This is a genomic window from Agrobacterium sp. RC10-4-1 (assembly GCF_014138475.1).
Taxonomy (GTDB): domain Bacteria; phylum Pseudomonadota; class Alphaproteobacteria; order Rhizobiales; family Rhizobiaceae; genus Agrobacterium; species Agrobacterium pusense.
In genome coordinates, this window is sequence record NZ_JACJIT010000002.1 from 246,982 (window position 1) to 266,998 (window position 20,017).

The following is a 20,017-nucleotide window of genomic DNA, read 5'->3' on the forward strand; positions in this document are numbered from 1 at the left end:
ACAAGGTGGTTTTGGCCGTTTGTGCAGGTGCGAAGTTAAGGTTTACGCGGAGGCGGCGGCTTTATATTCTCTCCGTCAGACACGATCAGGAGATTGCCGATGACGTTATCCCATGCCCCGGTCCACAAACCCCAAGCGCAATCGGACTGGTGGAAGGGAGCGGTGATCTATCAGGTCTATCCGCGTTCGTTTCAGGACACGACAGGCGACGGCTATGGTGATCTCGCCGGCGTGACCAAGCGCTTGCCATACATCGCCTCGCTCGGTGTCGACGCAATCTGGCTTTCGCCCTTCTTCACCTCGCCCATGGCGGATATGGGCTATGACGTCTCGGATTATTGCAATGTCGATCCGCTGTTCGGCACGCTCACTGATTTCGATGCGCTGATGGCCGAGGCGCATCGTCTCGGCTTGAAGGTCATCATCGACCAGGTCATCTCGCACACGTCGGACCAGCATCCCTGGTTCGTGGACAGCCGGGCGAGCCGGACGAACAGCAAGGCCGACTGGTATGTCTGGGCCAATCCCAAACCGGACGGCACGGCACCGACGAACTGGCTTTCAGTTTTTGGCGGGCCGGCCTGGGAGTGGGATGGCGTGCGCAAGCAATATTACATGCACAGCTTCCTGACGTCGCAACCGGACCTGAACTTCCACAATCCTGAGGTTCAGGATGCGCTGCTGGAAACGGTACGCTTCTGGCTGGATCGCGGCGTGGACGGTTTCCGGCTCGATACCGTCAATCACTATTTCCACGACAAGCTCCTGCGTGACAACCCGCCGCTGTTCGACGAGGAAAGCTTCGGGCTCGACGCTTCCGACGTCAATCCCTACGGCATGCAGGACCATCTCTATGACAAGACCCGGCCGGAAAATATCGGTTTCCTGAAGCGCTTCCGCGCACTACTCGATGAGTATGAGGGCCGCGCCACCGTGGGTGAAGTGGGTGACGGCGCGCGGTCGTTGAAGACCGTTGCTGCTTACACGTCCGGCAACGACAAGCTCAGCATGTGCTACACCTTCGACCTTCTGGGGCCGGATTTCACCGCCAAACACATCCGCGGGTCGGTCGAGACTTTCGGCAAGGTGGTGACGGACGGGTGGGTCTGCTGGGCCTTTTCCAACCATGACGTGGTGCGCCATCTCAGCCGGTTTTCGGAAGGCGCCGAAGAACAGACGCGGGTTGCCAAGCTCGCTATCTGCGTTCTCGCCAGCCTGCGCGGGTCCATTTGCCTCTATCAGGGCGAGGAACTTGGCTTGACGGAGGCTGAGCTGGCTTTCGCTGATTTGCGTGACCCCTATGGCATCCGCTTCTGGCCAGCCTTCAAGGGGCGCGATGGATGCCGCACCCCGATGGTGTGGGAAACAGGCAAGCAGAATTCCGGCTTTTCGACCGCTGACAAACCGTGGCTGCCGGTGCCCTATGCGCATGCCATGCACGCCGCGGATGCGCAGGAACGAAGGCCGGACTCGATCCTGAACCATTACCGGGCGGTTCTGTCGTTCCGGAAAAGCCATGGCGCGCTGCGTGACGGGGACATGACGTTCCTGAAAACCAATCTCGACGTGCTGGCCTTCACGCGTCACAAGGGCGAGCATACGCTGCTTTTCGTTTTCAACCTGACGCGCAAGCCGGTGGAGTTTCCCATCCCCAGGGGCATGAACGTGACGACAATCCTGCCGATGCCGGGTTTCGAGCCGCTGTTTGATGGCGGCATCGTCAAGCTTGAGGGGCTGGACGTGTTTTGCGGGAGCGTTGAATGAGCGGGACTTTCGACGTCCGAAATGCTGGCGACTATCCGGATGACTGGTGCCTTCTGCGACACCGTCTCTGGCCCGATACGGCGCCTGAAGACCATCGGGCTGAGTTGCAGGACGTTTGCGAAACCGGGGCTGGATTTATCGTTCACGATCTTGACGGATCGGCCATTGGTTTTGCCGAGGTCAGCCTGCGGCGGGATTACGTCAACGGCTGCGATACGTCACCCGTGGCGTTTCTTGAGGGAATCTACGTGGAGGAGGCGTTTCGCAGGCAGGGCGTCGCCGCCCTTCTGGTGGAGCAGGTGACCCGCTGGGCCATCGACCAAGGCGTCAGCGAACTTGCCTCCGATGCCGATATCGCCAATCTCAGCTCCCATCGCATGCATGCGGCCCTGGGATTTGAGGAAACGGAGCGCGTCGTTTATTTTCGCAGGTCGCTGATCCCGAAGCGATAAGCTGCCTGTGCTGATCCGCGAAGAGTGTCTGGCTGCGGGGCGGGTTGCCACCGCCGCATGTGACGTCATGGCTTTGTCTTAACGTCGTAACGAAGCTATTTAAGTATATTCATAATTTAGAATGTTTATATTATCGTTTTTCCTCCGCATAAATAATGGTTTCGCATTTATTTCGGCTGTACTGCAAGTCTTGGGCAAGCTTTCGGCGTCAAACATCGAGTCCTGTATATTTCCATCACCACTCGTTAGTGAAGCAGGAATTGTCATGTCCGTTTCAATCAAGAATTTCAATCAGCCCAACAGCGGTAATACTAGGTCCTCAGGCGGCAAAGCCAAGGCTGCCCTTCCGTCCATCCGCGATGTATTTCCTTCCGGGAAATCGGCGGCCCGCACATCCTCATCGACACCAGCGGCAAAAACCTCTTCGGCCGACTATATCGCGTCGCCCGCTTTCATGCGGAATCTGAAAGCGAAGCTCGCGTTGGCTGGCGACGATCCGGCGCAATATCTGCGCGCCCGGGCAATGGTAGGCGCTCTCGAGCGCGGGGCCCTGCAGGTTACCAATCCCACTCAGGGTAAAACGATCAATGCGTGGGATCCCAACCAGAAAAAAGCAACGCCGACCACAGCTACCGATACCGCCAAGACCAACTGGGTCGACTTCCTCAATACTCAACTGAAGCGCAGCGAAGACGGTGCGCTTTCCAAGGACGGAAACGGGAGTTATGTCGAAAAGGCGACGGGAAAAAATGCCTATTTCGGCAGGGTCGCGGGCAAATATTATTATGTCACCTGGCCTGCGGAGACGAAGGCATGAGGCCGCGCCAGCGGCCTCAAAAACGGAGGCGAAGCGTTCTTCGCTGCCGCTAGTCGCCAAGCCACCATCAGATCAGCGCAAACCGGTCCACATCCACCATGCCCATGTCGGAAATCTTGAGATGGGGGATGACGGGCAGGGGCAGGAAGGCGACCTGAAGGAAGGGTTCTTCCAGCGTGGTGCCCAGCGCATAGGCTGCTTTTCTCAGGGTGTGCAGCGTATCGCGAACGGTCTCGTAGGGTTCAAGGCTCATCAGCCCGGCGACGGGCAAAGCGATTTCGCCTGTCACCCTGCCGTCTTCCACCACGACAAAACCGCCCTTGATTTCGCCCAGCCGGTTAGCGGCCAGCGCCATGTCGTCTTCGCTCACCCCGACAACGCAGATATTATGGCTGTCATGGCCGACGGTGGAGGCGATGGCGCCCTTTTTCAGGCCGAAACCTTGAACGAAACCATTGGCATGGTTGCCGTTCTTGCCGTGGCGTTCGATGACGGCGACCTTGATGATATCGTTTTCGAGATCGACGGTGGTCTGGTTGCCGTCCGTCGGCAGTCTGTAGCGACGGTGCTCGGTAATGATCTTGCCGGGAAGCACGCCCATGACAGGGCTTTCGCCTTCCGTGACCGGCACGCCAAAATGCGAGGCGAGCACGGGTCTCGCCTTGACGCTGTCGAGACCGACCGGTGCGACCGGTTTGCGCGTGGCAAAGAGCGCATCGTCGACGATCCGGCCGCCGGAAAGAACCATGCTGGCTTTGCAGCTTTCCAGGCTGTCGATCACCACGAGATCGGCGCGCCAGCCCGGCGCGACCAGGCCGCGATCGCGCAGGCCAAAGGCTTTGGCGGCGGAAATAGAGGCGGCGCGATAGATGGCGAGCGGTTCCACGCCGCTGGCGATCGCGGTGCGGATCATGTAGTCGAGATGGCCCTGTTCGGCGATGTCGAGGGGGTTGCGGTCATCGGTGCAGAGCGCCAGATAGGGCGACAGCCGCTCGGTTATGATGGGCATCAGGGCATGCAGGTCTTTCGAGACCGAGCCTTCGCGCACCAGAATGTGCATGCCCTTGCGGATTTTCTCCAGCGCTTCCGTTGCACTCGTGCATTCATGCTCGGTGCGGATGCCGGCAGCGAGATAACCGTTCAGCGCTGTTCCGGAAAGAAGCGGTGCGTGCCCGTCGATATGCTGGCCCTGAAAAGCCTCCAGCTTCGCCATGCACACCGGGTCCTTGTGGATGACACCGGGGAAATTCATGAATTCAGCAAGGCCGATGACCTTCGGGTGGCTCCGGAACGGCAGCAGCTTTTCAATCGGCAGGTCGGCGCCAGCGGTTTCCAGGTGAGTGGCGGGCACGCAGGAGGAAAGCTGCACGCGGATGTCCATGATGGTTTCCATGGCGCTGTCGAGGAAGAACTGAAGCCCCTCCACCCCGAGCACATTGGCAATTTCATGGGGGTCGCAAATGGCGGTGGTGACGCCATACGGCAAAACGCAGCGATCGAACTCATGCGGTGTCACCAGCGACGATTCGATATGGAGATGCGTATCGATGAAACCGGGGACGACGATTTTGCCGGAAATATCGATTTCCCGGTAACCCTCATAGCTTTCACCGGTTCCCACGATCGTATCGCCACAAATGGCGATATCCGAGGCAACGAGTTCTCCGGTGACGAGATCGAAGAAGCGGCCGTTCTTGAGAACCATGTCTGCCGGTTCACGGCCCGTACCCTGGTCGATGCGCTTTTCAAGTCTGGAATTCATGCGGCTTTCTTCGGCTCCTGATTTACGTCGTATGCGAGAATCTTCATTATTTACATTCGAGGGTTGTTTCTGGATCTATTCGAATTGATTCTTTGAGTTTTAAATATATCGAGAGTAAAAAATTTTCATATTTGTGGTATCTAATCTTCAAGGTTCAAGTTTAGGCGGGATTGGGAAGGCTTGACTTCACCTTTATAGTTCAACCGGTTGTGCACCGGCATTTTTACGAATTGCGGTTTTAGGTTATATTCCCGGGAAGGAAAATAAAAGCGTCTGATGCTCAAACGAATTTCCACCCAGCAACTGACACTTGGCATGTTTATCGAAGCGGTCGAAGGAACGCTTTCGAATCAGGGATTTTTAAAGCGGCACCGCTTTCTTTTGCGGCAGGAGGAATTGATGCGGCAACTGAAATCAAGCGGCGCTGAAAGCATCATCATCAACACGGCCAGGGGATACGATACCGAAGGCGGCAGGCGTTCGGCTGCGGTTTCGCTGGCGCCGGACAATTGCCCGGAAACCATTGCCGCCGTAACCCATGCGGTCCGATCAGCGGCAGGCACTATTTCCGAGACCTTTGCTTCCGCAGAAGCCGGCGGCCTTGTGTCGCTGAAGGGCATGGCGGCGGCGGCGGGCAAGATTTCCGATGCCGTGCAGTCGAACCCGGCGATCTTCATCGGGGTCACCCGCCTGAAATCGAAAGATGAAACGACTTTCGTGCACTCGGTTTCCGTCAGCGGGCTGATGATCCTCTTCGGTAATTATCTCGGGCTCGACCGCGGAACGGTCGATCTGCTCGGCGTCAGTGGCCTGCTGCATGATATTGGCAAGGTGGAAATCCCCTCGTCCATTCTCAACAAGGCGGATGGGTTGAGCACCGACGAACGCAAAATCATCAATCTCCACCCTGCATTCGGGCGGGAAATATTGTCGCGAAACGAGCAGATGCCTGAGATGGTGCTTGATGTCTGCTTCAATCATCATGAGCGAATTGACGGCGGCGGTTATCCCAGCGGGCGTGCCGGCAGCGAGATCACCCTTTACGCGCGTATCGCGGCCATCTGCGACGTTTACGACGCCGTGACTTCGGTCAGACCCTACAAGAAGCCATGGACGGCGAATGACGCGCTGACCTGGATGCTGCGCCGGGAGGGACATTTCGACCTGCAGCTGCTGAAGAAATTCGCGCTTTGTATTTCCGCTGCGCTGCCGAGGGGTTAGTTGCCGAGGATGATCGCCATGTTCAGGCTGTCGATATAGCGCCCGTCGATCAGAACGGCATCGCGGGCCCGGCCCTCATGCACAAAGCCGATTTTTTCGTACAGCGCTATCGCTCTGGCGTTGTCCGCATGCACGCTCAGCTCGACACGACGCAGCCCGCCTTGACGGGCGGAATCGAGCGCTCGCCGCATCAGCTGCGCGCCAAGTCCCTTGTCACGGTAGGCCTGTAGGATACCAATGCCGAGTGTGCCGCAATGGGCGCGGGTTACTCTGTCCTGGCGGCGAATGTCGCACCAGCCCGCCACTTCGCCATCCGCAATCGCTACAAATTGCGGATGGTTGTTCTCGATCATGTCGAGAACGAAGGCGCGCACCGCATCGAGCGGCGGCGCCTCCAGGAAGCTCAGATATTTCCGCTCGCGCGATACCGCATCGAGCGCACGGTGAAAGCTCTCAACGTGCTCCGCCCGTATCGGCTCGATGTTGGTGGTATCGGCGGCAGCCATCACGCGGCTTTCGTCTTCGCCTTGCGGGTCAGATGCACCACCACGTTCTCGATCATGCGCATGCCGGCGTCCTGGCCAAGCGTCATGATCGATTCCGGGTGGAACTGAACGGCAGCCACGGGTTCCTTGGCATGTTCGATGCCCATGATCGTGCCGTCCTCGCTTTCGGCCGTGATGATGAAATCACGCGGCAGGGTGGAGGGGTCGGCAAAGATCGAGTGGTAACGGCCAACGGTCACTTCCTTGCCGAGACCGGAGAAGACGAGGCCCGGTTCCAGCACGCGGATGCGCGAGGGTTTGCCATGCATCGGCACCGCAAGCTGGCGAAGCTCGCCGCCATAGGCTTCCGCCAGAGCCTGAAGGCCGAGGCAGACGCCGAAGACCGGCAATTCGCGGGCGCGGGCCGCCTTGATCGTCGCCTTGCAGTCGAAGTCCGTCGGGCTGCCCGGTCCGGGGGAAAGCACGACGAGATCGGGCTGGAAGCGATCGAATACGTCGGCTGCGACCGGCGATCTGACGGTGGAGACGGTCGCACCGGTCTGGCGGAAATAATTCGCCAGCGTGTGGACAAAGCTGTCTTCGTGATCGACAAGCAGGATCTTCACGCCAGTACCGACCTTGGCCGCATCGCGCTTGGTGGAAGCGGCGTTGGTGGCTTTCGCGTCGCGAATGGCTGATATCATGGCGGACGCCTTGAGTTCGGTTTCGGCTTCTTCTTCCTGCGGATTGGAATCGTTGAGCAGGGTCGCACCCGCACGCACCTCGGCAATACCGTCCTTGATCCGGATGGTACGCAGAGTGAGGCCTGTATTCATGTCGCCATTGAAACCGACCATGCCGATCGCACCACCATACCAGGCGCGCGGGCTCTTTTCATGGCCTTCGATGAAGCGCATGGCCCAGAGCTTCGGTGCGCCGGTGACGGTCACGGCCCAGGCGTGGCTGAGGAAGCCATCAAAGGCGTCCATATCGTCCCGAAGGCGGCCTTCAATGTGGTCCACCGTGTGGATGAGGCGCGAATACATCTCGATCTGGCGGCGGCCAATGACCTTGACCGAACCGGGTTCGCAGACGCGGCTCTTGTCGTTGCGGTCCACATCCGAACACATGGTCAGTTCGGACTCATCCTTCTTCGAGTTGAGCAGTTTCAGGATCTGTTCGCTGTCGGCAATCGGATCATCGCCGCGCTTGATGGTGCCTGAGATCGGGCAGGTCTCGATGCGGCGGCCGGAGACGCGCACGAACATTTCCGGCGAGGCGCCGACCAGATATTCCTGATGGCCGAGGTTGATGAAGAAGGAGTAGGGGGACGGGTTGATCGCCTTCAGGCGGCGCGAAATCGCCGACGGGTTGCTTTCGCAGCGTTCCATGAATTTCTGGCCGGGGACGACCTCGAACAGATCGCCGCGGCGGAAGCTTTCCTTGGCCTTCACGACAAGTTCGGAATATTCGCCGGGACGGTGATCGCCCTTGGGCGGGATCGTATCGGTTGTCTTGAAGGGATCGGTTGCTATGTCGGAGGACTTGCCGTCCGTCGTCACGCCGCCCTTTTCGAAGTCGTAACGGTCGATCCAGGCCTTGGCGGAATAGTGATCAACGACCAGGATTTCATCGGGTAGGAACAACACCATGTCGCGCTGGTCTTCCGGGCGCGCCAGCGACAGTTTGATGGCGTCGAACTGGAAAGCGAGGTCGTAACCAAAGGCGCCGAACAGGCCGATTGCCGAATCCGCGTTCGAATAGAAGAGGTCGACTATGGCGCGCAGCGCAGTGAAGACGGTCGGGATTTTTGAGCGTTCTTCTTCGGTGAAGACGCGGTCCGGTTCGTTGACGGTGAGATCAAGACGACGCGTGGTGGAAGCGCCGAGCGTGAGATCGGGCGTCGCCTTCAGCTTTTCGGTGATGAAGGAAAGCAGTACTTCGCCGCGGCCATTATAGGCCTCAATCCACACCTTGCGGCCAAAACAGGAAATGCCGAGCGGCGGGTCGATGATGGCCGTGTCCCAGCGCGTGTAGCGGCCGGGATATTCATAGTTGGATGAGAAAACCGCGCCGCGATGGGAATCGAGCTTTTCGACATAATTGTCGATGGCGTTGGCATAATCGGCAGGCCGGCGCTTTCGGCTGACCTTGATGCCGCCTTTCGTCTCGTAGGTTTCCGCTCCGTCATCCTGAATGATCGTTACCATTTCTTTCGCACTTCCCGTTGTTCAGGCCCGATGACAGGCGGCAAGATAACAAAAAAGCCGCCTGAAAATTCGGGCGGCTTGGACTTTGTCTGAAGACATGACTGGTCAAGGCCGCGTAAAGCTGCTCCACCACCAGTTAGCAATGTTCTTAGACACGATGTTCATGCGAAAATTGTTAGCGTGCACGATCCGCCTTGGCAAGCGGATTTCGGCAAGGGAATGAACCTTACGGGCCGCCGCGGCGTTGCAACCCTGCCGAAACGGTCAGGAGTGCCCCGTCAAATGCTTCATCGCCTGTGTCTTCTGGTAACCACCCTCGCACTGATTTCTGCCTCTGAACCGCCGGCGCAGGTACCGGTGCCGCAGCCGAAACCGGGTGAGGGGCAGTCCTCCACCCCCTCGGAAAAGCCATCCGACAAGACGCCGCAAAGGCCGGCGGAAGCACCCAAACCCGTTCCCAAGCCGCAGCCCGAGGAGCAGCCGGTCGCGAAACCCGATGCTTCCGGAAACCAGCAATCCGATGGTGAAAAGACACCCGCAGACAAGGGTTCCGATGACGCCAAGAAGGAAGGCGAGGACAAGGATGGCGTGGAGCAGAAGAAACCGACTGTCGAAACGGCGAAACCTGATGAGAAGCCACCGGAGCCGGTGAAGCCGGAGGACCCGGCCGCACTCCAGGCATGCCTTGCCTCGTTGAAGGGGATCGGTGCAGAGTTCAAGCAGCTTGAGCCGATCCGCGATACGGAACAGGGGTGCGGCATCGACGCGCCTATCGAGCTTTCCGTGGTTCTGCCTGGCATCAAGCTTGAGCCATCTGGAACCATGCGCTGTGAAACCGCGCTTGCGCTTTCACGCTGGACCAAGGAGATGATGGTGCCGGCGGCCGCTCTGGCTTTGCCGGAGAAAAAGGTGACGGCCATCGCCAATGCCTCGACCTATATTTGCCGAAACCGCAACAGCGCGGAAAACGGCAAGATTTCCGAACATGCCAAGGGCAATGCCGTGGATATTTCCACCATTTCCTTCGATAAGGGCGAGCCGCTGGTGATGAAGCCGCGCGGTGAGGACCGGACGCCGGAGGGTGCTTTTCAGCGCACGATTACCGCTGCCGCCTGCCTGTTTTTCCGCACGGTCCTTTCGCCCGGCAGCGACGCAACCCATCAGGATCACCTGCATCTCGACGTGCTGGAGCGAAAAGGCGGCTATCTCTATTGCCGCTGACAAAAAGGGGCGACCCGAAAGGCCGCCCGACTGGAGTTGATGCTTCCGCCCCGGATTTAGAACTTCTGGGTCAGGGAGATTTTGAAGGTGCGGCCTGCTTCCGTGTAGAAATCGACCGGCTGATTGACCGTGCTGACCGAATTCGGGTTCACGTCGCGGACGCCGACGGCATTCCAGTATTTCCTGTCGAACAGGTTGTAGATGCCGGCCTGGATGCGCAGGCCCTTGGTCTGCTCGGGTTCCCACCAACCGGTCAGGTTGAAGACGCCGTAACCGGGGGCGTCGAAAGTGTTGGCCACCCTGTCGTCACGCATGCCGGCGGAGAAAACGCCCGTCAGTTCCGTGCCCCAGACATCCTGCGCATAACCCACGCCGAGGACGGACTTGAACGGTGCCACCGTGCGGATGAACTCGTTGGTGTCGGTGTCCTTGCCATAGGCGTAGGCGAGCGAAGCGTGGGCGAAGAAGCCGTTTGCCAGATCCTTGCGGACCTTGGCCTCCACACCGGAGATTTCGACGTTGTTGCGGTTGCGATAGGTAAACAGCGATCCGTTGCCCCTGCCGCCGAAGCCGGGGAAGAGCGTTGTCGAGGTCGTATATTGTTCGATGAAGTTCTTGTACTTGTTGTGGAACAGCGTCAGGCTTCCCGTCAGGTCGCCGGAGGCGTAGTTCGCACCGATCTCGAAACCGTTGCTGGTCTCGGGATTGAGGGCGGAGTTGCCGACAACAGCGTAACCGGAGCTGACGTTGGAGAAGTTCAGATACAGTTCGTTGATCGTGGGGGCACGATAGGCCATCGACCATTGTGCGAAAAGCTGTAGTTCGGGCGTGACGTCATAGGTGGCAAGAAGCTTCGGCGAGAAGCGCGAGCCGCTATTGCCGCTCGGCAGGCCGAATGTTCGGTAGCCGCTGTTGCTGGAAACGGAGCCATCGGGATCGTAATCGTAGGAATCGAAGCGCAGGCCGGGGGTCAGTCGGAAGCCGTTGCCGAAGGCGATTTCGTCATCGAGATAAAGGCCGAGGCTCTTGCCGCTCACGTCAGGCATGTCCGATTGCGACGATGAGGTCGAACCGGCCGTATTGGCGAAAAGCTCCTGGCTGAAATCGGTGGTCATGGCGTTGCCGCCGAAACGGACGGTGTGCTGCACGCCGCCAAGCTCGAACCCGGATTCTAGGCCGCCGACGATACCGAAGGCGCTGTTGCGCATGCTGTCTTCGCGGATATAGAGCGAATTATTGGTCAGCCGGTCGCCGGCGCCGGATTCCTTGGAGAGGCGCGTCCAGTAGAGCGACAGATTGGCGGCATCGATCACGCCGTCAGTCGAGGGCGCCTCGTATTCATAATCAAGCGAGACGCGGTCGCGCTCAGTGTCCTCGTAACCGCGGTAATCGCCGATGCGATAGGTCGAGCCCGATACGCTGACACCCTGAAGGGTTTTCATGTCGCTGCGGTCTCTCAGCGAATACCGTTCGGCAGTAAGTCCTATGCGGTGGCCACCTTCCAGATCCTGGCGGATCTTGAACATCAGGTTGCTTTCATAGGTGTCGGCGGGGTTGGGCTTGGTGCGACGCGTGCCGTAGATGTCGGCCGTACCCTTGTTGTCCGTTTCATTGCCGCGTTTGTAGGAGCCCTGGAACAGGACCGAGGTGTTCTCGATCTTCTTGGCGACGGCGAGCGATCCGCCCACGCTCCTGTCCTCGCTGTCATAGGTGGTCTTGGCGACACCGCCCCAGTCCCTGCCTTCACCGATCAGGTCCTCCGGTTCGAGCGTGCGCAGTACCAGAGCGCCGCCAAGGGCACCGGAGCCGATACGGCTGGAATCGGCGCCGCGCACCACATCGACCGTCGAGAGCGAGGAAAAATCGAAGCTTGAGCTTGTGTCGCTGAGGGTGGTGGTTGCCTGACCCTGACGGGCGAAATTGTTGAAGTAAGGAACGGGAATATTGTCGATCAAAGTGACGACGCGTGCGCCGCCGAGGCCGCGAATGAACAGGCCGCCGGGCCGGCCGGGCTTGGCGTCGACGTAATCGACACCCGGTTCCGTGCTGTTGCCGAGGTCCTTGATGCTGCCGATGTCCTTCTTGCGGATATCTTCCGCCGTCGTCTGGCTCGCCAGCGGGGTGTCGGCGACGGCATTGGCGCTTTTGACGCGCTTGCCCTTGACGACGATTTTTTCGAGCGTGGTGGTGCCATTGGTACCGGAAGCGGCATCCTGTGCCTGTGCGTGGCCGGTCAGGGGCAGAAGAGACATGGCGGTGCAGAGAAGCAGCGCGGAATGCGTGCGTGAGATGGACATTGATTACCCCCGAATATGCGCGCACAGGAGCCACGGCGCGCAAAAACGCGCCGCGCTCAGGCGCGGCTGGATATGTTCTGATTGGTTACGGGCGAGCCGATAAGCGAGGACTAAAAAACATGACGATAACTGTCAACATATTATATATGACTTTTTGCATCATGTTTTAAAGCGGGGCGCTATGTTGCAAAAATATTACGTTTGCGGGCCGCGGCCAAAAAAGATGGGTCAGGGCGAAAACGCCACGATGCGGTCAAAGTGCCGACATTGATGCTTGCTACGATCTTCGCGGCCAGTTTACATGGCGAAAGAAAGCATACCCGAAAATAACAGTTTAATAATCGGATACGGAAATGAAGTCTCTTGAACTGCTCGTCGAGCGGATCATTCTCTCCAGCCGCTGGCTGCTGGTCGTTTTTTATCTCGGCCTGGTCGCGGCGCTGGCTGTCTACGCCTTTTCTTTCGCGCTCAAGTTTCTGAAAGTTGCGAAGAACGTTTTTACCTACGACGAAGCCGACATGATCCTCGCCATGCTGGGCCTGATTGATGCGGCACTCGTCGCCAGCCTGATCGTCATGGTGATGATTTCCGGTTACGAGAACTTTGTCAGCCGTTTCGACGATGCCGATGCGGAGGTTTCGTTTCTGGGCAAGCTTGATGCCGGAAGCCTGAAAATCAAGGTCGCGTCGTCAATCGTGGCCATTTCGTCCATTCACCTGCTGCAAATCTTTCTCAATGCCAATCAGTACTCGGACAGCAAGCTGATGTGGTTCACGATCATCCATCTGGCTTTTGTCGCCTCGGCGGTCATGCTTGGTTTCCTGGAGAAACTGATGGCCAAGCCGAAGGACAAGGCCGAAAAGCCGGTGCTTTAGCAGGGTAATCCAGACGATATGAAGGTCGCAACCCCGTCATGGCCACGCATTTTTTCGCTCCTGGCGTCAAGACCCGGCGCGGAGAAGGGGCGTGAATGGTGAAGACGGAGCGTCAGGCGAGGCTATGCGATGATCTGTCGGCTGCTGCCGACAAGTCCCAATGGCTGGAGGCGCTGCAGGAAGTGATGCACGCTTTCGGTTACGCCTATGTGACCCTGCTGCTCCTGCCCGGCGGCCAAAATGCCTATGGCTTGCCGACGGTCATTGAAAGCAGCCTGCCAATCTGGGTCGTGAATGCGATGACCAGCGACGGTGCGCTCGGGGATTGTCCCGTCATCAGGCGCGGCGCATCATCGATGATGCCGCAATATTGGTCGTTGCAGGACCCGGACATTGCGTGTGAAACGCTTCAGGATGCCGTATCCTCCGTGCGCAGCATGGGCATCACTTCGGGTCTCATGGTCCCGGTACACGGCATGAACGGCAATCGGTATCTGATGAATTTCGCAGGCGATCGCGATACCCTGCAACAGGCCGCGCTGAACGAGCTGGGCATGATCGCGCTACATGCGCTGGAGGTCTATGACCGGCTTTGCCGCACCGGCTCCAGAGGGCCTTCACCGCTGACGAAGCGGGAACTCGACGTGGTGCGCTGGACGGCGCAGGGGAAGACCTCGGTGGAGATTGCCGAGCTTCTCTCCATCTCGGAACATACCGTCAACGCCTATATGAACAACGCCATCCGCAAACTCGACTGCGTGAACCGCACCCAGCTGGTGGCCAAGACCATACGCCTTGGCCTGATCGTCTGATCGGTCCCGCCCTTCGGGAAAACCTGCGCCTTATCGGTCGAGAACCGAGCGAAGCTCGACGAGATTGGAGCGAACCCGCAAAACGTAAAATCCCATGGTGGCCAGGTGCGACGGCATGATCCAGCCGCTCTCCTCACCATTGGAGATGATCGCCGGCTGGATACGCAAGGCTGCGCGGGTCTGCAGGAGCGTGTCGTTCCACAGGTTGGTGAGGTTGCGTTCGCGGATGACCTGCGCGAAGTCGGATCCGGCTGCGGAAAGTACGCCGTAATAACCGTAGAGCTGGCCATAGGCGAACCAGAAACGGTCGTCGGCGCGGGTATCGAACCAACCGCCATTATAGTTTTCCGAACGCTCACGGAGGATGGCCGATGTCGAGCCGATATCGCCGGCAATGCGGTCGATGAACTGGATCAGGTTGTCGGCGCGGGTGTCGAAGACGGCCTTGCAGGCGACGAGCTCGCCATTGAAGGCCTGGAAGCTGCGGATCGCGGCGCGGTAATAGCTGGGAGTCGGCGTCTTCGGGCCGAAAGGATCGAGACCGAAATACCAGGAATATTCGCTGAACTGCATATTGCCACGCGCTTCCTGGAGGTTGTTGTTGATGCCCGATGTCCCGCGCACGCGCCCGAGCGTATCCACCAGCTCCACCGAGGTGCGGCGCACGGCCTGGTTCACGCCGCGCTGGAATGAGGCCTTGTTGTCGAGAAACGGTGTGCTATCCCAGTCCATGCCGAAGAGACCGAGGCGATAGAGCAGCATGGAGGAAATCCACGCATTCTGGTTGACGTTGAAATCGGTGAGATCGGCGGCAGCGTCAACGATGGCCGAGCGCTGGCACACCGGTGCGGATGTGTTGGCGGCAGCACCGGTTGCGCCAGCGGGCGATGTCGGGGAGGCGGCCGGCAGTTCCTGTCCGGGCGGCACGGTCCGTTCAGCAAGCTTGTAACGGGAAATGTAATCCGGATCGAAATTGCTCCAGACCTGCGTTTGCCAGACGAAATATCCGTAGAAGCCGGCAAGCAGGATGAGAACCAGAGCGATCGGGCCCTTGATGAGCCAGTTGCGGCCGCTGTACCAGCCATGGGCGGCCATGAAGGGCCATAAAAGCCAGGCGACGAGAAGACCGGCGGCCCTGCCGATGGCACTGAAGGCTGCCTGAATCGTGGCGGTGATCCGGTCTATCATGTCGTCATAGTCTCCTCTGCCCGCGGGGCTGGATGCCGGAATAAAACCGCCATCCGGTGGGGCGCCCTTCGGCGCCTGGTCGGACTCCGGTCATTTACTGTCCTGCAGATATGTCCCGGTCAACCGGGATACAACATGATTGCGAAACTTTTCTCAACCTGCGGTCTGCGCCGGCCATCATCGCTCTCCATACGGACTGCGACGTAATGGCCGCCGCGGAGCCGGAGGGCAAACAGTCAGAGGCCGAGCCTGGCGATCTCCTCATTCAGCCGGTCGCGTGCCTTTTTCGGCAGTTTGCCGCTCTTGACGGCATCGAGGTTGGCCGGCACGGCGTCGCCCACGACAACGAGCGCGACCATGCCCATGCCGAGATGCGGCGTGCATTTGACGACGTAGGCGCCTTCCTTCTCGACCGTCAGCTTCACCGCCTCGTTCATCTTGCCCTTGAACTCGGAAACCCCCTCGGGGATCATATCCTTCACGGCTGCCGCGTCATGGCCCTTGTCCACCGGAATGAAGGTGATGACGTCACCTACGGCAGCCTTGACGGTTGCGGGCTCGAAGACCATCGCCTGACCATCGCTGCCCTTGTTGAGCATCTTCACTTCGATTTCGGCAGACAGGGCGGGGAAGGCAAAAAGTCCAGCAATGACGAAGCTGGCAAATCCGGCAATTTTGTTCTGCATAATTTTGCTCCTGAGAGAAAGCACATCCAAGCGGATGTCCCCGCCGTTCTAGCGCAGGAGCCGGGTGGTCATCTTTGCGAAAAATCAAATGCGGCAACCGGACGCAGCCGCTCAGCCGCCGTTGAACGTCTCCACCCAGTGGCGGCGGCAGAAGGAAACATATTTTTCGTTGCCGCCTACCTCAATCTGCGCGCCTTCCGTGACGACATTTCCTTCATTGTCGAAGCGGGCCACCATCGTCGCCTTGCGGCCGCAATGGCAGATGGTGCGGATTTCGCGCAGCTCGTCGGCAATCGCAAGCAGTTCTTTCGAGGCAGGGAAGAGCTTGCCCTGGAAATCCGTGCGCAGACCATAGGTCATGACCGGGATGTCCAGCCGGTCGACAATCTCGGCAAGCTGCCAGACATGGTGTTCTGAGAGGAAATTGGCCTCGTCGACGAAAACGCAGGCGACGGGCGCCTGTACATGCAGGGCCGATACTTCAGCGAACAAATCGGTATTTTCATCGAAGGTCAGGGCGTCGGAGGACAGACCGATGCGCGAGGCGACACGGCCGACGCCGGCGCGGTCGTCAAACGCGGCCGTGAAGATCAGCGTGCGCATGCCGCGCTCCTGATAATTATAGGACGCCTGCAGCAGCATGGTCGATTTGCCGGCATTCATCGTCGAATAATTGAAATAGAGTTTTGCCATTATCCACTCCCGGAGCGCCTTCGCGCCTTTCGGACGCCTCGCAACCTCACGAAACGGCGCGCCGGATTTCACCAGGCGATCACAAAGCCCGATCCGATGCCGCATCAGGCGTCTTTTGACGAGGAAGATTTGGATTGAAAAGTGCGCAGGCGCGAAAAACACAGATTTCTGCGGTCTGCTTTTTCCCATTTGCAGGTTCGAATCCCGACGTTTTTGCCGTTTTTGTCGCAAACGGGCGGGCCAAAGCACGCAAATGCACGCGAGTTGATTGTGGCCGGAAGATATTGATAATGGCAAGGGAACGAAAAAAAGGGAGCAAACAATGTTTGCAAATAGACGTCGCTGTCTGGTTCTGGCCGCAGCAATCTCCTCCATGACGTTCAGCGCGGCCGGTGCCGCCGAACCGGCAAGCTGCGGCACGGTGCGGTTTTCCGATGTGGGCTGGACCGACATCACCGCCACAACGGCCACAGCCACGGTACTACTGAAAAGCCTAGGCTATGAAACCGACGTCAAGCTTCTCTCTGTTCCCGTTACCTATACATCCCTGAAAAACAAAGACATCGATGTCTTCCTCGGCAACTGGATGCCGACCATGGAAGGGGATATCGCGCCTTACCGCGAAGACAAATCGGTCGAAACGCTGCGGGAAAACCTGACCGGCGCCAAGTATACGCTGGCGACCAACGCCAAGGGTGCCGAACTCGGCATCAAGGATTTCAAGGACATCGCCACGCACAGCGACGCGCTTGGCGGCAAGATTTACGGCATCGAGCCCGGTAATGACGGCAACCGCCTGATCCTCGACATGGTGGCCAAGGATACATTCGGATTGAAGGCGTTCGAAGTCGTCGAATCCTCCGAGCAGGGGATGCTGTCGCAGGTCGCCCGCGCGGAAAAATCCGGCGAGCCGATCGTTTTCCTCGGCTGGGAACCGCATCCGATGAATGCGAATTTCAAGCTCACCTACCTGACGGGCGGCGATGAGGTCTTCGGTCCCAACTTCGGTGGTGCAACGATCTACACCAATGTTCGCAAGGGTTATGTCGAGGAATGCCCCAATGTCGGCGCCTTCCTCAAGAACCTGCAATTTTCCCTGCCCATGGAAAACGAGATCATGGGCAAAATCCTGAATGACGGGCTTGAGGGCGAAGCTGCCGCCACCGCATGGCTGAAGGCCAATCCGGCTGCGGTCGAGCCCTGGCTCGCCAACGTCAAGACCAAGGATGGCAGCGCCGACGCCCTGCCCGCCGTCAAGAAGGCGCTTGGCCTTTAAAACGCAAGACTATGCATGACTGTATCCGGCCTGCGCGACAGGCTGGATGCAGCGGGAAATATCGATGCCCATGCATGACCTTGCCCGCGCATTTTCAACGCATTGCAGGTCATGCGCCAGCACCGCGTCCGGCCGCCGTCTGCCGGTCGTTGTTTCTGCATTTGTTTAAGAAAGGTCTTTTCTTACCGTGGAATGGCTCAGCGCTCCTGAAAACCGCCTGCCCGTCGGCCGATATGCCAAGGAGGCCATCGACTGGCTGACCGGCAATCTCGCTTTTTTCTTCGATTGGCTTTCCTTCATTTTCCAAAGCGTCATCAACGCCCTGCTTTATGTGCTCCAGGCGCCGCATCCGCTGGTCATCGTGGCGATTGTCACGGCGCTTTCGGCCTGGACGCGACGCTCGATCGGCATGCCCGTCTTCACCGCACTCGGCCTGCTGCTCATCATCAATCTCGGCTATTGGAAAGCGACGACGGAGACGCTGGCGCTGGTCATCGCCGCCAGCGCCGTGTGCATGATCATCGGCATACCGCTTGGCATATTGGCGGCGAGACGCAAATGGATCTATGCCGGCATGCGCCCTGTGCTGGACCTGATGCAGACCATCCCCACCTTCGTTTATCTCATTCCGGCGCTGGTGCTGTTCGGCCTTGGCATGGTTCCGGGGCTGATCGCCACCGTCATCTTCGCCATTCCGGCTCCGGTGCGGCTCACACGCCTCGGCATTGTCTCCACGCCGCCGGCGCTGGTCGAGGCGGCCGTCGCCTTCGGAGCAACGCCGTCGCAGGTGCTGCGCAAGGTGGAGCTGCCCTTTGCCGCGCCGCAGATCATGGCCGGTCTTACCCAGACGATCATGCTGTCGCTGTCGATGGTGGTCATTTCCGCGCTTGTCGGCGCCAATGGTTTGGGCGTGCCTGTCGTGCGCGCCTTGAACACCGTCAATATCGCCATGGGCTTCGAGGCGGGATTGTGCATCGTCATACTGGCAATCGTTCTTGACCGGCTTTTCCGCCTTCCCGGTACGGAGGATGATCTATGAGTGACGCCATCATCTTCGGAAATGTCGATATCGTCTTTGGCGACCGGCCCGATGCCGCGCTGCCGATGATCGACAGGGGCAGTACGCGCGACGAGATCAATGCCGAGACCGGTCTGGTGCTCGGTGTCGCCAATGCATCGCTGTCCGTCAGCGAAGGCGAGATACTCGTGCTTATGGGGCTTTCCGGCTCGGGCAAGTCGACGCTGCTCAGGGCCGTCAACGGGCTTGCGCCCGTGGTACGTGGCAATGTGGGGGTGAAGACCAAGACCGGCTTTGTCGATCCCTATCGCTCAACGGCCAAATCGCTCCGCGACCTGCGCATGCATACGGTTTCCATGGTGTTCCAGCAATTCGGTCTTCTGCCGTGGCGTAACGTGGCCGACAATGTCGGTTTCGGGCTCGAGCTTTCCGGCGTACCGGAAGCGGAACGCAAACGCATGGTGGCCGAGCAGCTCGAACTGGTCAATCTTTCCGCCTGGGCCGACCGCAAGGTGGGAGAGCTTTCCGGCGGCATGCAGCAGCGTGTGGGACTGGCGAGAGCGTTTGCCACCGGCGCGCCGATCCTGCTGATGGACGAACCATTCTCGGCGCTCGACCCCCTTATCAGAAGCCGCCTGCAGGATGAGCTTCTCGAATTCCAGAGCCGGCTGAAGAAAACGATCCTCTTTGTCAGCCACGATCTGGATGAGGCTTTCCGCATCGGCAATCGTATCGCCATGATGGAAGGCGGACGCATCATCCAGTGCGGGACGCCGCAGCAGATCGTCAAGCAACCGGCCACGCAATATGTCGCGGATTTCGTGCAGAATATGAACCCGATCTCCATGCTGACCGCTGCGGATGTGATGAAGCGGGGCGTAGATGAACGCAACGGCCAGATGACCGTCGCGGCCACCGCCCGCCCGTCATCCCCCCTGATCGACATTCTCGATGCGCTGGCCAAACATTCCGGCGCAATCGGTGTCGTCGACAATGGCGCGATCGTCGGCACGATTTCCGCTGACGAAGTCGTGGCAGGGCTGACCCGTCATCGCAAAAAATAACTGGCTTTTGCCAGGAAACAAAAGGGACCTCCCTCACCGGGGGGTCCCTTTTGTTTTTCCGCAGATATTCCGGGCAAGTTACCTTCCCCCTGTTGGAAAGAGTATCTTTGACATCATAAGTTATGCATGAAAATTATTACTAATAAAAACCATATTGCAAATTTCGAGAAAATTGC

General features: G+C 58.8%; 17 protein-coding genes. 10 read left to right on the forward strand and 7 right to left on the reverse strand.

Annotated elements, in window-relative coordinates:
- The first annotated feature begins 99 nt into the window (after positions 1-99).
- The 3 genes from bglA (at position 100) to FHW77_RS05560 (ending at position 3,033) form a co-directional block, all read left to right on the forward strand.
- A complete protein-coding gene (gene bglA / locus FHW77_RS05550; protein WP_182590358.1) occupies positions 100-1,764 on the forward strand; it encodes a beta-galactosidase BglA in 1,665 nt (554 codons plus the stop codon).
- On the forward strand, positions 1,761-2,216 hold the full coding sequence (gene aac(6') / locus FHW77_RS05555; RefSeq protein WP_004443061.1) for an aminoglycoside 6'-N-acetyltransferase: 456 nt from the start codon (positions 1,761-1,763) through the stop codon (positions 2,214-2,216). The genes bglA and aac(6') overlap by 4 nt, the downstream gene beginning before the upstream one ends.
- A 265-nt stretch (positions 2,217-2,481) precedes the next feature.
- Positions 2,482-3,033 (forward strand): hypothetical protein, encoded by a 552-nt coding sequence (locus FHW77_RS05560; RefSeq protein WP_004443060.1) that lies wholly within the window; start codon positions 2,482-2,484, stop codon positions 3,031-3,033.
- Between the two features lie 67 nt (positions 3,034-3,100).
- Here the strand turns inward: FHW77_RS05560 and ade are convergent, their stop codons facing one another.
- Positions 3,101-4,795, reverse strand: a complete 1,695-nt coding sequence (ade, locus tag FHW77_RS05565) for an adenine deaminase (protein ID WP_004443058.1) — start codon at positions 4,793-4,795, stop codon at positions 3,101-3,103.
- Positions 4,796-5,071: 276 nt separating this feature from the next.
- Here ade and FHW77_RS05570 point away from each other — a divergent pair, with 276 nt between their 5' ends.
- On the forward strand, positions 5,072-6,016 hold the full coding sequence (locus FHW77_RS05570; protein ID WP_004443055.1) for an HD-GYP domain-containing protein: 945 nt from the start codon (positions 5,072-5,074) through the stop codon (positions 6,014-6,016).
- Here FHW77_RS05570 and FHW77_RS05575 read toward each other — a convergent pair.
- Both FHW77_RS05575 and FHW77_RS05580 read right to left on the reverse strand, forming a co-directional pair.
- Positions 6,013-6,522 carry a GNAT family N-acetyltransferase gene (locus FHW77_RS05575; RefSeq protein WP_004443053.1) on the reverse strand — a complete coding sequence of 170 codons (510 nt, stop codon included), beginning with the start codon at positions 6,520-6,522 and terminating at the stop codon, positions 6,013-6,015. The genes FHW77_RS05570 and FHW77_RS05575 overlap by 4 nt on opposite strands.
- Complete coding sequence (locus FHW77_RS05580; RefSeq protein WP_004443052.1) at positions 6,522-8,711, reverse strand: anthranilate synthase; 2,190 nt, start codon at positions 8,709-8,711, stop codon at positions 6,522-6,524. The genes FHW77_RS05575 and FHW77_RS05580 overlap by 1 nt, the downstream gene beginning before the upstream one ends.
- A gap of 282 nt (positions 8,712-8,993) precedes the next feature.
- Between FHW77_RS05580 and FHW77_RS05585 the strand changes: the two genes are divergently transcribed.
- Complete coding sequence (locus FHW77_RS05585) at positions 8,994-9,932, forward strand: extensin-like domain-containing protein (protein WP_004443050.1); 939 nt, start codon at positions 8,994-8,996, stop codon at positions 9,930-9,932.
- 56 nt (positions 9,933-9,988) lie between these two features.
- Here the strand turns inward: FHW77_RS05585 and FHW77_RS05590 are convergent, their stop codons facing one another.
- Positions 9,989-12,229 (reverse strand): TonB-dependent hemoglobin/transferrin/lactoferrin family receptor, encoded by a 2,241-nt coding sequence (locus FHW77_RS05590; protein WP_004443048.1) that lies wholly within the window; start codon positions 12,227-12,229, stop codon positions 9,989-9,991.
- Positions 12,230-12,582: 353 nt separating this feature from the next.
- Between FHW77_RS05590 and FHW77_RS05595 the strand changes: the two genes are divergently transcribed.
- Entirely contained in the window at positions 12,583-13,104 is a 522-nt protein-coding gene (locus FHW77_RS05595; protein ID WP_004443046.1) for a TIGR00645 family protein, read from the forward strand.
- 95 nt (positions 13,105-13,199) lie between these two features.
- Complete coding sequence (locus tag FHW77_RS05600; RefSeq protein WP_004443044.1) at positions 13,200-13,916, forward strand: helix-turn-helix transcriptional regulator; 717 nt, start codon at positions 13,200-13,202, stop codon at positions 13,914-13,916.
- A 30-nt stretch (positions 13,917-13,946) separates the two neighbouring features.
- Here FHW77_RS05600 and FHW77_RS05605 read toward each other — a convergent pair whose 3' ends face one another.
- The 3 genes from FHW77_RS05605 to FHW77_RS05615 all read right to left on the reverse strand — a co-directional run bounded on the left by FHW77_RS05605 (position 13,947) and on the right by FHW77_RS05615 (position 16,483).
- Positions 13,947-15,104, reverse strand: a complete 1,158-nt coding sequence (locus tag FHW77_RS05605; RefSeq protein ID WP_004443043.1) for a DUF2333 family protein — start codon at positions 15,102-15,104, stop codon at positions 13,947-13,949.
- A 236-nt stretch (positions 15,105-15,340) separates the two neighbouring features.
- Entirely contained in the window at positions 15,341-15,790 is a 450-nt protein-coding gene (locus FHW77_RS05610; protein ID WP_004443041.1) for a pseudoazurin, read from the reverse strand.
- A 111-nt stretch (positions 15,791-15,901) separates the two neighbouring features.
- The gene (locus FHW77_RS05615; protein WP_004443038.1) at positions 15,902-16,483 is read right to left on the reverse strand and encodes a thymidine kinase; all 582 of its coding nucleotides are present in this window, start codon (positions 16,481-16,483) and stop codon (positions 15,902-15,904) included.
- A gap of 373 nt (positions 16,484-16,856) precedes the next feature.
- On the opposite strand from FHW77_RS05615, the gene FHW77_RS05620 reads away from it, so the two are divergent.
- The 3 genes from FHW77_RS05620 to choV all read left to right on the forward strand — a co-directional run bounded on the left by FHW77_RS05620 (position 16,857) and on the right by choV (position 19,841).
- The gene (locus tag FHW77_RS05620; protein ID WP_373887382.1) at positions 16,857-17,759 is read left to right on the forward strand and encodes a choline ABC transporter substrate-binding protein; all 903 of its coding nucleotides are present in this window, start codon (positions 16,857-16,859) and stop codon (positions 17,757-17,759) included.
- 187 nt (positions 17,760-17,946) lie between these two features.
- A complete protein-coding gene (gene choW, locus FHW77_RS05625; RefSeq protein ID WP_004443035.1) occupies positions 17,947-18,798 on the forward strand; it encodes a choline ABC transporter permease subunit in 852 nt (283 codons plus the stop codon).
- Entirely contained in the window at positions 18,795-19,841 is a 1,047-nt protein-coding gene (gene choV, locus FHW77_RS05630; RefSeq protein WP_004443032.1) for a choline ABC transporter ATP-binding protein, read from the forward strand. The genes choW and choV overlap by 4 nt, the downstream gene beginning before the upstream one ends.
- Positions 19,842-20,017: the final 176 nt, after the last annotated feature.